The organism is Salmonella sp. 741265055_HSA (assembly GCF_046569525.1).
Taxonomy (GTDB): domain Bacteria; phylum Pseudomonadota; class Gammaproteobacteria; order Enterobacterales; family Enterobacteriaceae; genus Salmonella; species Salmonella enterica.
Genome location: NZ_JBKFSQ010000007.1, coordinates 74584 through 89588 on the forward strand (window position 1 = coordinate 74584; position 15005 = coordinate 89588).

Sequence of the window (15005 nt, forward strand, 5' to 3'; positions counted from 1 at the left end):
CCGATATCGTTCCGACCGTCGCCAGAAGACGGCGAAACCGCCCCATCCGGCCGATTTTTTGCGAGTGTTCACAGAAGGGTGAATCATGCCATGAAAGGTATTATCAAAACCGCAGACGGTATCACAGTTGGCGGAACCCTTAACGATCGGGTATAAGTAAAACAACGAGTTAACGCCCCTGTCATAAAGAGGTGGAGAATGTTAGAACAAGTATGCCAGCTTGCACGGAACGCGGGCGATGCCATTATGCAGGTTTATGATGGAGCCAAACCGATGGAGTACGCCCGCAAGCAGGACGATTCTCCAGTCACTGCGGCGGATATCGCTGCACATACCGTGATTCTCGAAGGGTTACGCACGCTCACGCCGGATATTCCGGTGCTTTCAGAAGAAGATCCGCCCGCCTGGGAAGTGCGCCAGCACTGGCAGCGTTACTGGCTGGTCGATCCGCTCGACGGTACCAAAGAGTTCATCAAGCGCAATGGCGAATTCACGGTCAATATCGCGCTGATTGAGCAGGGCAAGCCGGTGTTGGGCGTGGTCTATGCGCCGGTGCTGAAAGTGATGTACTACGCGGCGGAAGGTAAGGCCTGGAAAGAGGAGTGCGGGGTGCGTAAGCAGATTCAGGTCCGGGATGCCCGCCCGCCGCTGGTGGTGATTAGCCGTTCGCATACGGATGATGAACTCACCGAATATCTCCAACAGCTTGGCGAACATCAGACAACCTCTATTGGTTCTTCGCTGAAATTCTGTCTTGTGGCGGAAGGCCAGGCGCAGCTTTACCCCCGATTTGGGCCGACCAGCGTCTGGGACACTGCCGCTGGTCATGCCATTGCCGTTGCAGCCGGAGCGCACGTTCACGACTGGCAGGGAAAAACGCTGGACTATACCCCTCGTGAATCGTTCCTTAACCCCGGCTTCCGGGTGACTATTTACTGAGGAGCTTATGCAGCAGGTCGACCACCTGCTGTACCTCTTGCTGGGTTAACGCGCCATCTTTCACCCATTGAACCCGACCGTCTTTGTCAAGCACGATGACGGCGGACCCCTCTTCTTTTAATTGCCAGGCGTTACGCGCCACGCCATTGCTGTCGACAATAAATTGCGACCACGGGTAGAGCTTTTTATTACTTTCTATACTGCTACGCACGAACATACCGGAGCCTGGGATCGCATCATCGGTGTTCACAATTGTGGTCGTCTGGTATCTGTCATGCGGGAGCCCGGCGGATTTAATCGCTTCAATCAGCGTGGCGTTTTTTTCCTTCGCTGACGTTCGACCCGCAATGTGCAGCAGGACGCGCACTTTTCCCGCCAGCAGCGCGCTATTCCAGTTTTTATAACTAAACTCATCTTTATTCAACGTCAGTTCGCCACGATCGGCAATGCCTACCGGCGGCACCCGTTGGTTAACTTCAAGGTTATGCGCACAAGCCATTATGGGGAGTAGCAGGCACGACATCGCCAGAATTTTACGTAGGGTCATGGTCATTCCTTCTTTATTTTTTTGCAGGTGATCCGACCACTTTGGGCCGATAGTTAATCATATGTGCGATTGATGCTTTTTCCCGCAAAGGGGATGCCAGTTTGCGGGCGGGCGCACACTTCCTGTGAAAAATGAAGGCATATACTGAGAAAAATGAGCTGATGTTTAGATAATTCTGAATAACTGTAATCAAAAGGTAAATATACTTATGCACACTGGAAACGACGTAGATATGGTCTATAGTCATATGGCATTAAAATTTGCGCCTTAAAACTGTTGGGCCGATTGTGGCACCGCAAGGGCGTAATACTCTGCAGGAGACAACAATGAAAATTTTCCAACGCTACAACCCGCTACAGGTGGCGAAGTACGTGAAGATCCTGTTCCGTGGACGGTTATATATCAAGGATGTTGGCGCTTTTGAGTTCGATAAGGGTAAGATTCTTATCCCAAAAGTGAGAGACAAGCAGCACTTGTCTGTGATGTCTGAAGTTAACCGTCAGGTTATGCGTCTGCAAACTGAGATGGCGTAACCAAAAGTGCTATGCAGTAGGTTAAAAAAGTAAAAAAAAACGGCTCCTGAATCAGGAGCCGTTGATGTTTCTGGCAAACGAATTTCAGGCCGCGCTGTCTTCTTTACCTTGCGCATCGGGCAGTTTCGGCGCCGGTACGTTGCTTTTATTGTCGAGACGCGTCACCAGCAACTGATCGATACGGTAGTTGTCGATATCCACCACTTCAAATTTGTAGCCGGAAAACTTCACCGAATCAGTACGTTTTGGGATCTTGCGCAGCATAAACATCATAAAGCCGCCAATGGTTTCATAGTTGCCGGATTGCGGAAACTCATCGATATCCAGCACGCGCATGACGTCGTCAATCGGCGTGCCGCCGTCAACCAGCCAGGAATTTTCATCGCGTGCCACAATTTGCTCTTCCAGTCCCTGGCCGACCAGGTCACCCATTAGCGTGGTCATCACATCGTTCAGCGTAATGATACCGACGACCAGCGCGTATTCATTCATAATGACCGCGAAATCTTCGCCCGCCGTTTTGAAACTTTCCAGCGCCTCAGAAAGGGTCAGCGTATCCGGTACAATCAAGGTATTGCGAATTTGCACGCCGCTATTCAGCGCCATACTTTGGTTCGCCAGCACGCGATTCAGCAGATCTTTGGAGTCTACATAGCCGATGATGTGGTCGATATCTTCATTACACACCAAAAATTTTGAGTGCGGATGTTCGGCGACCTTTTTCTTCAGGCTTTGTTCGTCTTCGTGCAGATCAAACCAGATGATACTTTCGCGCGACGTCATAGAAGACGGTACGGTGCGGGATTCAAGTTCAAACACATTTTCAATCAGTTCGTGCTCTTGCTTGCGCAAGACGCCCGCCAGCGCGCCGGCTTCCACCACTGCGTAAATATCATCAGAAGTAATGTCGTCTTTCCGCACCATTGGAATTTTGAACAGGCGGAAGATGTTGTTTGCCATGCCGTTAAACAGCCACACCAGCGGGCGAAAAACGAACAGGCAGAAGCGCATCGGGTTGATGATACGCAAAGCCACAGCTTCTGGCGCAATCATACCGATGCGTTTCGGGGTTAAATCCGCGAACAGGATAAACAGCCCCGTCACCAGCGAGAAAGAGAGAATAAAGCTCAGCTGCTCGGAGAGTTCTGGCGACATATAGTGCGAGAAAAGGGCGGAAAAGGCGGGCGAAAATGCCGCATCGCCGACGATACCGCCAAGAATAGCGACGGCGTTCAGGCCAATTTGCACAACGGTGAAAAACATGCCGGGATTTTCCTGCATTTTCAATACGCGTTGTGCGTTGATACTGCCTTCATCAGCTAATAACTTAAGTTTAATCTTACGTGATGCGGCAAGCGAGATCTCGGAGATGGAGAAGAACGCACTTACAGCGATCAGGCAGAATATAATGAATATACTGTTTAACATATCTTATCCGGCGAAACGCCAGATCCTCGGAAGGGAAGTTTATAAATCCGTGTGGTAACGTTTAATGAAAACCGGCTCGTAGCAGTGAGCCGATAAGTTCAGGGCTAGTATAGCGTAAGCTACTGTAAAGTCGCCAGAGGGTTCATTTTCAACTCCGACAAGTTCCCCTTACGCCAGCGCCGTCACGCGTCAGGCGGCAGGCAAACGCCGATCCCGCCAATCCCACAGTAACCGTATGTATTTTTGTGCAGATATTGTTGGTGTTCATCTTCGGCGTAGTAAAACGGCGTCGCATGGGCGATTTCCGTGGTAATGGGGCGATGGTCTCCGGCGGCGGCCATTGCCGACTGAAAGCGCTCGCGACTGGCGTGAGCGGCGGCACTCTGTTCCGGCGTTAAGGGATAAATCGCCGAACGGTATTGCGTACCGTGATCGTTACCCTGTTGCATCCCCTGCGCCGGATCGTGATTTTCCCAGAAGATCTGTAAAAGCTGCTCATAACGGATAACGGCAGGATCGTACACTATCCGTACTGCTTCGGCATGACCGGTCTGCCCGGAGCAGACTTCCCGGTAGGTTGGATTAGGCGTGTAACCGCCCGCATACCCTGCTGCGGTGCTATATACGCCGGGCAATTGCCAGAATAAACGTTCTACTCCCCAGAAACAGCCCATAGCGAAGTAGGCGATCTCCATCCCGGCAGGGACATTGGTCATAGAGTGTTCATTTACCGCATGCAGAGTGGCGATCGGCATCGGGGTGTTGCGTCCTGGTAACGCATCTGCTTGAGTAACCAGATGTTTTTTATCAAATAAACTCATGAGCTATTCTCCCGAAAGCGTTAATTGGCGTTAAGGTTGTAACGAGACGCATCTTTGCACACAATAACAACATTAATGTATCTGGATTTAACCATAAGAAATATTTGGGCAGTCGTCTGCTTTTCAATCGAAATTGTTGATTTTATGTTAAGCCGCGGAGCGGTAGTGTGATTTTTTCCAGGGGTGGGAATAGGGGATATTCAGGAGAAAATGTGCCACATATCCGTCAGTTATGTTGGGTTAGCTTACTGTGCCTGAGCAGTTCTGCGGTAGCCGCAAATGTTCGTCTGAAAGTCGAAGGGCTATCCGGAGAGCTGGAAAAAAACGTTCGCGCACAGCTCTCTACGATTCAGAGCGATGAGGTGACGCCGGATCGGCGCTTTCGCGCCCGAGTTGATGATGCGATTCGCGAAGGGCTTAAAGCGTTAGGCTATTACGAACCCACTATCAATTTCGACTTGCTTCCACCGCCTGCGAAAGGACGGCAGGTATTAATCGCCAACGTTACGCCCGGCCAGCCGGTGTTGATTGGCGGTACAGAAGTTATTTTACGCGGCGGCGCGCGTACGGACAAAGATTATCTGGCCTTACTGAAAACGCGTCCGGCAATCGGCACGGTGCTGAACCAGGGAGACTATGACAATTTTAAGAAATCGTTAACCAGCGTGTCGCTACGTAAAGGCTATTTCGACAGCGAATTCGTTAAAAGTCAGTTGGGAATTGCTCTGGGCCGTCATCAGGCGTTTTGGGATATTGATTATGATAGCGGTGAGCGCTATCGCTTCGGACCTGTCACCTTCGAAGGTTCGCAGATTCGTGATGAATATTTACAAAATCTGTTGCCGTTTAAAGAGGGCGATGAGTACGAATCGAAAGATTTGGCGGAACTAAACCGCCGACTTTCCGCTACCGGATGGTTTAATTCTGTCGTGGTGGCGCCGGAATTTGAGAAATCGCGTAAAACAAAAATTCTGCCGTTAAAAGGCGTGGTATCGCCGCGAACCGAAAACACGATTGAAACCGGGGTGGGGTACTCCACCGACGTCGGGCCGCGCGTGAAAGCGTCGTGGAAAAAACCGTGGATGAACTCCTACGGTCATAGCCTGACCACCAGCACCAGTATTTCTGCGCCGGAACAGGTGCTGGATTTTAGTTATAAAATGCCGCTGCTGAAAAACCCGCTGGAGCAATACTATCTGGTCCAGGGCGGTTTTAAACGTACCGATTTGAATGATACGGAGCAGGACTCGACCACGCTTGCCGTGTCGCGTTACTGGGACCTTTCCAGCGGTTGGCAGCGGGCAATTAACCTGCGCTGGAGTTTCGACCACTTTACCCAGGGGAACGTCACCAATACCACCATGCTGTTCTACCCGGGCGTGATGATCAGCCGAACCCGCTCGCGAGGGGGGCTGATGCCAACCTGGGGCGATTCGCAGCGCTACTCGGTAGACTATTCGAATACGGCCTGGGGCTCCGACGTGGATTTCTCCGTGCTGCAGGCGCAAAACGTCTGGATTCGGACTTTGTACGATCGCCACCGTTTTGTGATGCGCGCCAATTTGGGCTGGATAGAAACCGGTGATTTCGACAAAGTTCCGCCGGATTTACGTTTCTTCGCCGGGGGCGACCGCAGTATTCGCGGCTATAAATACAAATCTATTTCGCCTAAAGACAGCGACGGCAATCTTAAAGGCGCCTCAAAACTGGCAACCGGATCGCTGGAGTACCAGTATAACGTCACCGGCAAATGGTGGGGGGCAGTGTTTGTCGATAGCGGCGAGGCGGTGAGTGATATTCGCCGTAGCGATTTCAAAACCGGGACCGGGGTCGGCGTGCGCTGGGCGTCGCCGGTTGGGCCTGTCAAACTCGATTTTGCCGTACCGGTCGGCGACAAAGACGAACACGGTTTACAGTTTTATATCGGTCTGGGGCCTGAATTATGAGTTTATGGAAGAAAATAAGCCTCGGCGTGTTGATTTTCATTGTGGTGTTACTGGCGAGCGTTGCGTTTCTGGTCGGGACGACGACGGGGCTGCATCTGGTATTCAGTGCGGCGAACCGCTGGGTGCCGGGGCTGGAGATTGGGCAGGTCACCGGCGGCTGGCGGGACTTATCGTTAAAAAATATCCGCTATGAGCAGCCGGGCGTTGCGGTGAATGCGGGCGAAATTCATCTGGCCGTCGGGCTTGATTGCCTGTGGCGCAGTAGCCTGTGCGTCAATGATCTGGCGCTAAAAGACATCAATGTCGCTATCGACAGCAAAAAAATGCCGCCTTCCGAACCGGCGCAAGAAGAGGAAGAAAGCGGACCGCTGAACCTCTCCACGCCCTGGCCCATCACGCTGTCGCGCGTGGCGCTGAATAACATCAATATCAAGATTGATGACACTACCGTTTCGGTGCTGGATTTTACCTCCGGGCTGGCATGGCAGGAGAAAAACCTGACCCTGAAACCGACGCGGCTTCAGGGATTGCTGATCGCGCTGCCGAAGGTCGCTGACGTGGCGCAGGAAGAGGTGGTTGAACCCAAAATCGAGAAACCTCAACCGGATGAAAAGCCGCTTGGCGAAACGCTAAAAGATCTGTTTGCAAAACCGGTAATGCCGGAGATGACCGATGTTCACCTGCCGCTCAATCTGAATATCGAGTCGTTTCGCGGCGAGCAGCTACGCATCACCGGCGATACCGATCTGACAGTGCGCACGATGCTGCTTAAAGTCAGCAGTATCGACGGTAATATGAAGCTGGATACTCTGGATATCGACGCCAACCAGGGCACGGTGAAAGCCTCCGGTACGGCGCAGCTCGCCAATAACTGGCCGGTTGATATTACGCTCAACAGTACGCTGAATATCGATCCGCTAAAGGGTGAAAAGATAAAACTCAAGGTCGGCGGCGCGTTACGCGAACAACTGGAGGTCGGGGTGAACCTTTCCGGGCCGATGGATGTCGCGCTTCGCGCCCAGACGCGGCTGGCGGAGGCCGGTTTACCGCTCAATCTTGAGGTCGTCAGCCAACGCATTGCCTGGCCATTGACGGGTGATACCCAGTTTCAGGCTGACGATCTGAAGCTCAAACTGAGCGGTAAGATGACCGACTATACGTTGTCGATGCGAACCGCCGTGAAAGGACAAGATATTCCGCCGGCGACCATCACGCTGGATGCCAAAGGGAATGAGCGGCAGATTAATCTCGATAAACTCACCGTCGCCGCTCTGGAGGGAAAAACCGAACTGAAAGCGCTGGTGGACTGGCAGCAGGCGATTAGCTGGCGTGGCGAACTGACGCTGAATGGCATCAATACCGCTAAAGAGATCCCGGACTGGCCCGCGAAGCTTAACGGCGTCATGAAAACCAAAGGCAGCCTCTACGGCGGCACCTGGCAGATGGATGTTCCGGAGCTCAAGCTGACCGGTAATGTGAAGCAGAATAGCGTTAACGTCAACGGGACGCTAAAGGGCAACAGCTACATGCAGTGGACGATCCCGGGGCTGCACCTTGTGCTGGGCCCAAACAGCGCCGATATAAAAGGCGAGCTTGGCGTTAAGGCGCTGAATCTTGACGCCGCCATCGATGCGCCAGGGCTGGATAATGCGCTGCCAGGGCTGGGCGGCATGGCAAAAGGAATCGTTAAAGTCCGTGGTACGGTAGAAGCGCCGCAGTTGTTGGCGGATATCACCGCCCGCGGTCTGCGCTGGCAGGAGCTGTCTGTCGCCCAGGCGCGCATTGAGGGCGATATTAAATCCACCGATCAGATAGCGGGCCATCTCAACGTTCGCGTAGAGCGGATTTCGCAACCCGACGTTAACATCAATCTGGTGACGCTTGACGCCAAAGGCAGCGAGAAGCAGCATCAGCTACAGCTCCGTGTTCAGGGAGAACCGGTATCCGGTCAACTCTCCCTGACAGGCAGTTTTGATCGCGAGGCGGCGCGCTGGAAAGGGACGTTAAGCGACACCCGTTTCCAGACGCCAGTGGGGCCATGGTCGTTGACCCGCGCGATTGCGCTGGACTACCGTAATAAAGAACAGAAAATCAGTATCGGGCCGCATTGTTGGCTGAACCCGAACGCCGAGCTGTGCATCCCGCAAACCATTGATGCGGGCGCCGCAGGACGGGCGGTGGTCAATCTCAACCGCTTTGATCTGGCGATGCTGAAGCCATTTATGCCTGATACCACTCAGGCCAGCGGGATCTTTAGCGGGAAAGCGGACGTGTCGTGGGACACCACCCAGGAGGGATTGCCGCAGGGGAAGGTCACGCTTTCCGGTCGTAATGTGAAGGTCACGCAGACCGTCAATGACGCGCCGTTACCGGTCGCGTTTGAGACGCTGAACCTCAGCGCCGATCTGCACAATAATCGCGCCGAGCTGGGATGGCTGATTCGCCTGACGAACAATGGTCAATTCGATGGCCAGGTGCAGGTAACCGATCCTCAGGGGCGGCGCAATCTCGGCGGTAACGTCAACATGCGCAATGTCAATCTGGCGATGGTCAACCCTGTCTTTTCGCGCGGCGAAAAAGCGGCGGGAATGTTAAACGCCAGGCTACGTCTGGGCGGCGATGTGCAAAGCCCGCAGTTATTTGGTCAGTTGCAGCTTAGCGCGCTGGATATTGACGGTAATTTTATGCCGTTTGAGATGCAGCCGAGCCAGCTCACCATGAACTTTAGCGGTACGCGTTCGACGCTCGCCGGTATCGTGCGAACACAACAAGGGCAAATTAACCTGAACGGCAACGCCGACTGGAGTCAGATTGACAACTGGCGCGCGCGGGTGACGGCGAAAGGCAGCCGGGTGCGGATTACCGTTCCGCCGATGGTGCGCCTGGATGTCTCGCCGGATGTGGTCTTTGACGCGACGCCTTCGCTGTTCACGTTGGATGGGCGTGTGGACGTTCCGTGGGCGCGAATTGTGGTGCACGACCTGCCGGAGAGCGCGGTCGGCGTCTCCAGTGATGTGGTTATGCTCAATAATGACCTGCAACCAGAAACGCCGCAGACAGCGTCTATTCCCATCAACAGTAATCTGACGGTCCACGTCGGCAACAACGTGCGCATCGACGCCTTCGGGCTTAAAGCGCGTTTGACCGGCGATTTGAAAGTCGCGCAGGATAAGCAGGGACTGGGGCTGAATGGTCAAATCAATATTCCTGACGGCCGATTCCACGCCTACGGCCAGGACCTGCTTGTCCGTAAAGGCGAGCTGCTGTTCTCCGGCCCGCCGGATCAGCCGCTGCTCAATATCGAAGCGATCCGTAACCCTGACGCCACCGAAGACGATGTCATTGCGGGCGTGCGTGTCACAGGCACTGCTGATGAACCCAAAGCGGAAATCTTCTCCGATCCGGCGATGCCGCAGGCTGAAGCGCTTTCTTATCTGCTGCGTGGGCAGGGGTTGGACAGCAATCAGAGTGATAGCGCAGCAATGACCTCCATGCTTATTGGCCTGGGGGTTGCGCAAAGTGGTCAGGTTGTGGGTAAAATCGGAGAGACATTCGGCGTAAGTAATCTGGCGCTGGACACGCAAGGGGTGGGCGATTCGTCCCAGGTTGTGGTCAGCGGCTATGTACTGCCGGGTCTACAGGTGAAGTATGGTGTAGGGATATTTGACTCTCTGGCGACGCTCACGTTACGTTATCGCCTGATGCCTAAGCTATATCTGGAAGCAGTGTCTGGCGTAGATCAGGCACTTGATTTGCTCTATCAGTTTGAGTTTTAGCAATGCGAATATTTGTCTATGGCAGTTTACGACAGAAACAAGGCAACAGTCACTGGATGACCAATGCCCAATTGCTTGGCGATTACCGTATCGATAACTACCAGTTGTATAGTCTGGGCCACTATCCAGGCGCAGTTCCGGGAAACGGAGCGGTATACGGTGAAGTTTATCGAATTGATAACGCCACGCTGGCCGAACTTGATGCTTTGCGCACCAGGGGCGGTGAATACGCACGCCAGTTAATCCAGACGCCTTACGGCAGCGCATGGATGTATGTATATCAACGTCCTGTTGATGGGTTAACTCTGATTGAAAGCGGTGACTGGTTAGACAGAAACCAGCCCTGAACTGAACACGCCACCCTCGGGTGGCGTTGTTTTTTTACATTCTGGCTGATGGCGCTAGCGCCGGGCATGGTGAGCTCTTATTCTGCCGTAGATCAATAATGACGCGCCGCCCAGGATAACAATGCATCCAAGAACCATAAATCCCTGCATATAGCTGCCAGTTGTCCGGTAAAAATAGCCGACCATTAGGCCTGCCAACGTACCGCCGCCGCCAGCGCCGATGCCATTAATAATACCGGAGGCTGGGCCAATCGCATGGGGTTTAACGTTAGACTGGATAATCGACCAGATGTTGGGGGTAAAGCTGGCGGCATAATAACCCATCGCCAGGGTAATGAGCGTGATTTTAAAGCCCGGCGCATCGACAAATGGCAGGAGAAATAACATCACGCCGGGGATTAGTAGGCCCAGTGAAGCAATAAGTACACGCTTTTGTGTCTTATCACTGATCCATGAGATAGGGATTGCCAGTATAACCGCAGTCAGATAAGGCAGAGAACTGACCAATGCTTTACTGAATCCGGTATAGCCGAGAGAATTGACAACCATGGGGATCCATAACGTAATTCCCCAGAACAACATCCCTTGAGTGATGTAGGTAAAAATAAGGAGTAGGAAGGGGGTTCCGCCCAGCGATTCCAGGGTAAGTTTAGTTTTCTCTGTTGGCGCCGGCGCACGATAATAAGGCGCTTCTTCCTGTTTCTTCAGCATTGTTATATAAAGTGGAACCACAACAACAATGCCGATCACACCAGTGATAATAAAAACATTTCGCCAACCGAAGGCAGCATCCAGCGGGGACAAAATCATAAATCCCAGGCCTAATGCCAGGAACTGTCCATAATACTGGATAATGCTGTTCGCCTGCGTCCGTTCTTTGTCTGAAAACCAGTCGCTGGCGAAGCGGGACTGCTGCGGCCAATAAATGCCTTCGGTAATGCCAAGCACCAGCCGACAAATCAAAATAACGTACACTGACGAGGTAAATCCGACAAAAACGGTCGCAATCGACCAGATTAGCACCATCAGAATGACTATTTTTTTCGGATCGTATCGCTGGGTAAATACGCCGCCAAAAATATTTGAAAAGGCATAGCCAATAAGAAATATGGTTAATACAATGCTGGCCGTTGCGCCATCAATATTCAGGTCGTGTGTAATCGTAGGTAACGTAACGGAAAGATTAGAACGGTCAAGATAAGCAACAAAAAGGCCGAACATTAATGTCGCGCCGATCCGTAGCCATTTTTGCATTGAGGTCATTTTTCAACTCCGTTTGGCCGCGCGCCAAAATCAATTTGACGAAATAATATCTCACCGGATTTTATGGTCATTTGTGGTACCAGCACATGCGTCCCCGTGAGCGTTTCACCATGAATATCGGCAAATTCAACATGCCTGTTTTTTAATTTAAAGATGGCGATATCGGCAAATGCCCCAGGGGCCAGCGTACCAATTTCTGCTGCCATGCCCAATAAAACTGCTGGGGTATGGGTACAGGCGTTAATGACATCGGTAAGCGCGACGCCGAGTGCTAAGTATTTCGATAAAATCCATGGTAAAGCGTAAACAGGCCAGGCGAGTTTAGTGATGGTTGAGAGATCGCTACTGATGATATCCGGAAGAAAGCCATTAGCGATGGCCCGGCGTGCCGTGTTCATTGAAAAATGGCTGCGACCATTGGCGGCATCAAATATAACGCCTCGTTCTCTTGCCTGACGGACTTCGGCTAAGACGGCGCCTTCATCAGTAAGAATGGTGCTACCTTTGCCGTGAAACGCATGAGCGATAATATCGCCGCGGCGTAGCAAGGAGACAAGTTCTTTCATGGGAACAACGGGATGAGTCGAGTGTATTGCCACGGGACACCTTAAATCGTTGGCAATACGAAGGGATTCAGTCAGCGGTTTTAAGCCATATTCAGCAATGTCCTCAGTCTGAACCTTGAGTTTTAATCCCTGAAGAACGTTGCGATACTGGCGAAACAGCGCGTGGATCTTATTTTCATCAATATTGTCCGGATCATAATTTTCTTGTGACCAGGTTTGGCCCGGCGGCGACACGGTCAGAAACGCTTTGATTCGAACTTTGCTGGCGCAAATCACCGTTCGGTAGAAGGCATCAAAGTTTGCCGTACCGGCAGAACCTGCATCCACGACGGTAGTGACGCCATTCGGCGGCATGTACATATCAGGCCTGACGCCGCCTTCCGTCGCGTCATAAAAAACATGCGCGTGATAATCGATAAGACCAGGAGTGACGATCATGCCGTCGGCATGGATAATCCGGGTCTCCGAAGTTACAGGATATTTATCGGCATCAACGATAATATCGTTAATGATGCGTAACGTGTTAATCTCATTAATATTACGAGCGGGATCGATGATATGTCCACCGGTAATTAATATATCATTTTTCATCATAATCTCTTAAAATAGTAAATAATTATGGCAGCCCTTGAAAATATATTAAAAAGTGTGTTTTGAGCGGATGTTATGTTGGATTAAAAATACGGTTATTGGTAGGGAGAGCTTAGGATACCTTATTAAAAAGGTAATCGGGCTTATGCACTAAATAAGAATTTAGCGCTTGCTAATATTTAGGGCGTAAGTCCATGGGAGTCTGGGTGCATTCACAAAACAATTATTATCTTAAGCTTTTTAGAGAAAACGTGAGCGTATTCAACCCGTTTTAATAAAAAATAAGGTAAAATCTTATTCATTCCGTGAATGTTAAACTAATAATGATAAAAATTGTGCTCTATTCATTAGCCAATAAAAAGGCCCTCATTACTATGAGAGCCTTTATCTTGACGCTTATGTAAAAGCGAACTTATTTCTTCGCTGCGCGCTCGAAGGAGGCAACGATTTCCGCTTTAGCCGCTTCGGCGTTGTCCCAACCGTCAACTTTCACCCATTTGCCTTTTTCGAGATCTTTATAATGCTCGAAGAAATGAGTGATCTGCGCTTTCAGCAGTTCTGGCAGATCGTTCACATCTTTAATGTGATCGTACTCTTTGCTCAGTTTGGTGTGCGGTACGGCAACCAGTTTCGCATCTTCACCGGATTCGTCGGTCATTTTCAGTACGCCAACCGGACGGCAACGGATGACGGCGCCTGGCTGCAGCGGGTACGGCGTCGGGACCAGAACGTCTACCGGGTCGCCGTCCAGAGACAGGGTGTGGTTGATGTAACCGTAGTTGCACGGATAGAACATCGCGGTGGACATGAAGCGGTCAACGAACAGCGCGCCGCTCTCTTTGTCAACTTCGTATTTGATCGGATCTGCATTAGCCGGGATCTCGATAACGACGTAGATATCTTCCGGCAGTTCTTTACCCGCCGGGACGTTGAGTAAGCTCATGTCTGTTTCCTTTGAATTTATGACAAACAAGTGGCGAGTATTATAGCCAACTCACGCCGAAAGTCTTCGCTTGTTTTCGTTTCCGCCTCATCTGGCGCGTCGTTGCGGAGCATAAACGACAAAGGTTAAGAACCGGAAAAATCACGGGCCTGATAAGGCAACGCCGCCATCGGACATGTTATTGCCTAATGGCGGCTTCATGCGTTATTCCGCATGGTGGTAAAGATTACGCGTCCGGGTATTCGCGGATAAAACGTTCCACATCGTCAACCATATGGCGGTTGCCGACGAAGAACGAGCGGCGCTGGTGCAGGCTTTCCGGAATGATATCCAGAATACGTTCTTTACCATCGCTTGCTTTGCCGCCGGCCTGTTCCGCGAGGAACGCCATCGGGTTGCATTCATACAGCAGACGCAGTTTTCCCTGCGGATGGCTGGCGGTGCTGGGGTAGAGATAGATGCCGCCTTTCAGCAGGTTGCGGTGGAAATCGGCCACCAGAGAGCCAATGTAACGTGAGGTATAAGGGCGACTTGTTGAACTATCCTCTTCCTGGCAGAATTTGATGTACTTCTTCACGCCATTCGGGAACTTAATATAGTTGCCTTCGTTAATGGAGTAGGTTTTACCCTTTTCCGGGAAACGCATACGTTCCTGGCACAGACAGAACACGCCTAACGACGGATCGTAGGTGAAAGCGTGTACGCCGCAGCCGGTGGTGTAAACCAGCATGGTGGACGAGCCATACACGACATATCCCGCAGCGACCTGTTTGTTGCCCGGTTGCAGGAAATCTTCTTCGGTGACCGGCGTGCCGACGGGCGTCACGCGGCGATAAATCGAGAAAATCGTACCGACAGAGACGTTAACGTCGATGTTAGAAGAGCCATCCAGAGGGTCCATCAGCACCACATATTTCGCGTGTTCGCAGCCTTCAAAGACGACAATTTCGTCCTCTTCTTCCGATGCGATGCCCGCTACAATATCGCGCGCTTTTAGTGCAGCTTTCAGTTTCTCGTTCGCGAACAGATCGAGTTTCTGCTGAACCTCGCCCTGTACGTTCTCAGCACCGCTGGCACCCAGGATATCGACCAGACCGGCCTTGTTGATATCGCGGTGGATGATCTTGGCGCCCAATTTTATTGCCGACAGCAAAGCAGTGAGCTCACCGGTAGCCTGAGAGAACTCGTGCTGCTTTTCGACAATAAATTCACCTAACGTTTTCATAACACTTTCCCTGCAATTGATTGGAGTAAAGCGACCGTAACAATCTTAACAAACATTTCAGATGATGCGCTCAGGTGAAT

12 protein-coding genes are annotated in these 15005 nt (G+C 51.7%); 5 read left to right on the top strand and 7 right to left on the bottom strand.

Features of this window, described 5'->3' with window-relative positions:
• Positions 1-198 precede the first annotated feature (198 nt).
• The gene (cysQ, locus tag ACLD4K_RS06010) at positions 199-939 is read left to right on the top strand and encodes a 3'(2'),5'-bisphosphate nucleotidase CysQ (protein WP_000893398.1); all 741 of its coding nucleotides are present in this window, start codon (positions 199-201) and stop codon (positions 937-939) included.
• On the opposite strand, the gene ACLD4K_RS06015 is transcribed toward cysQ, so the two are convergent.
• On the bottom strand, positions 929-1486 hold the full coding sequence (locus ACLD4K_RS06015) for a YtfJ family protein (RefSeq protein WP_058110528.1): 558 nt from the start codon (positions 1484-1486) through the stop codon (positions 929-931). The genes cysQ and ACLD4K_RS06015 overlap by 11 nt on opposite strands.
• Before the next feature lie 326 nt (positions 1487-1812).
• Between ACLD4K_RS06015 and ACLD4K_RS06020 the strand changes: the two genes are divergently transcribed.
• Positions 1813-2019, top strand: a complete 207-nt coding sequence (locus ACLD4K_RS06020) for a DUF1107 domain-containing protein (RefSeq protein WP_000689229.1) — start codon at positions 1813-1815, stop codon at positions 2017-2019.
• An 84-nt stretch (positions 2020-2103) separates the two neighbouring features.
• On the opposite strand, the gene ACLD4K_RS06025 is transcribed toward ACLD4K_RS06020, so the two are convergent.
• Together ACLD4K_RS06025 and msrA are read right to left on the bottom strand one after the other, a co-directional pair.
• Positions 2104-3447: a hemolysin family protein gene (locus tag ACLD4K_RS06025; RefSeq protein WP_000934974.1), complete on the bottom strand. Its 1344-nt coding sequence runs from the start codon at positions 3445-3447 to the stop codon at positions 2104-2106.
• A gap of 182 nt (positions 3448-3629) precedes the next feature.
• Positions 3630-4268, bottom strand: a complete 639-nt coding sequence (msrA, locus tag ACLD4K_RS06030; RefSeq protein WP_076727949.1) for a peptide-methionine (S)-S-oxide reductase MsrA — start codon at positions 4266-4268, stop codon at positions 3630-3632.
• Positions 4269-4480: 212 nt separating this feature from the next.
• On the opposite strand from msrA, the gene tamA reads away from it, so the two are divergent.
• Genes tamA through ACLD4K_RS06045 form a run of 3 tightly spaced genes read left to right on the top strand, consistent with a single transcriptional unit; the run spans position 4481 to position 10337 of the window.
• The gene (gene tamA / locus ACLD4K_RS06035; protein WP_411011534.1) at positions 4481-6214 is read left to right on the top strand and encodes an autotransporter assembly complex protein TamA; all 1734 of its coding nucleotides are present in this window, start codon (positions 4481-4483) and stop codon (positions 6212-6214) included.
• Positions 6211-9990 (top strand): autotransporter assembly complex protein TamB, encoded by a 3780-nt coding sequence (tamB, locus tag ACLD4K_RS06040; protein WP_411011535.1) that lies wholly within the window; start codon positions 6211-6213, stop codon positions 9988-9990. Before tamA ends, tamB begins: the two co-directional genes overlap by 4 nt.
• Positions 9991-9992: 2 nt before the next feature.
• Positions 9993-10337 (top strand): gamma-glutamylcyclotransferase, encoded by a 345-nt coding sequence (locus ACLD4K_RS06045; RefSeq protein WP_001219167.1) that lies wholly within the window; start codon positions 9993-9995, stop codon positions 10335-10337.
• A gap of 54 nt (positions 10338-10391) precedes the next feature.
• Here the strand turns inward: ACLD4K_RS06045 and ACLD4K_RS06050 are convergent, their stop codons facing one another.
• The 4 genes from ACLD4K_RS06050 to fbp all read right to left on the bottom strand — a co-directional run bounded on the left by ACLD4K_RS06050 (position 10392) and on the right by fbp (position 14925).
• Positions 10392-11600 (bottom strand): MFS transporter, encoded by a 1209-nt coding sequence (locus tag ACLD4K_RS06050; RefSeq protein WP_000203131.1) that lies wholly within the window; start codon positions 11598-11600, stop codon positions 10392-10394.
• Positions 11597-12760 carry a metallo-dependent hydrolase gene (locus ACLD4K_RS06055; protein ID WP_183059441.1) on the bottom strand — a complete coding sequence of 388 codons (1164 nt, stop codon included), beginning with the start codon at positions 12758-12760 and terminating at the stop codon, positions 11597-11599. The genes ACLD4K_RS06050 and ACLD4K_RS06055 overlap by 4 nt, the downstream gene beginning before the upstream one ends.
• Before the next feature lie 409 nt (positions 12761-13169).
• The gene (gene ppa / locus ACLD4K_RS06060; protein WP_000055079.1) at positions 13170-13700 is read right to left on the bottom strand and encodes an inorganic diphosphatase; all 531 of its coding nucleotides are present in this window, start codon (positions 13698-13700) and stop codon (positions 13170-13172) included.
• A 226-nt stretch (positions 13701-13926) separates the two neighbouring features.
• On the bottom strand, positions 13927-14925 hold the full coding sequence (gene fbp / locus ACLD4K_RS06065; RefSeq protein WP_000853764.1) for a class 1 fructose-bisphosphatase: 999 nt from the start codon (positions 14923-14925) through the stop codon (positions 13927-13929).
• Positions 14926-15005: the final 80 nt, after the last annotated feature.

Bases quoted from the DNA above. Each gene is read 5' to 3' on its own strand.
- fbp (WP_000853764.1), bottom strand. From the start codon at position 14,925: ATGAAAACGTTAGGTGAATTTATTGTCGAAAAGCAGCACGAGTTCTCT.
- ACLD4K_RS06015 (WP_058110528.1), bottom strand. From the start codon at position 1,486: ATGACCCTACGTAAAATTCTGGCGATGTCGTGCCTGCTACTCCCCATA.
- ppa (WP_000055079.1), bottom strand. From the start codon at position 13,700: ATGAGCTTACTCAACGTCCCGGCGGGTAAAGAACTGCCGGAAGATATC.
- cysQ (WP_000893398.1), top strand. From the start codon at position 199: ATGTTAGAACAAGTATGCCAGCTTGCACGGAACGCGGGCGATGCCATT.
- ACLD4K_RS06045 (WP_001219167.1), top strand. From the start codon at position 9,993: ATGCGAATATTTGTCTATGGCAGTTTACGACAGAAACAAGGCAACAGT.
- ACLD4K_RS06050 (WP_000203131.1), bottom strand. From the start codon at position 11,600: ATGACCTCAATGCAAAAATGGCTACGGATCGGCGCGACATTAATGTTC.
- msrA (WP_076727949.1), bottom strand. From the start codon at position 4,268: ATGAGTTTATTTGATAAAAAACATCTGGTTACTCAAGCAGATGCGTTA.
- ACLD4K_RS06025 (WP_000934974.1), bottom strand. From the start codon at position 3,447: ATGTTAAACAGTATATTCATTATATTCTGCCTGATCGCTGTAAGTGCG.
- ACLD4K_RS06055 (WP_183059441.1), bottom strand. From the start codon at position 12,760: ATGATGAAAAATGATATATTAATTACCGGTGGACATATCATCGATCCC.
- tamB (WP_411011535.1), top strand. From the start codon at position 6,211: ATGAGTTTATGGAAGAAAATAAGCCTCGGCGTGTTGATTTTCATTGTG.
- ACLD4K_RS06020 (WP_000689229.1), top strand. From the start codon at position 1,813: ATGAAAATTTTCCAACGCTACAACCCGCTACAGGTGGCGAAGTACGTG.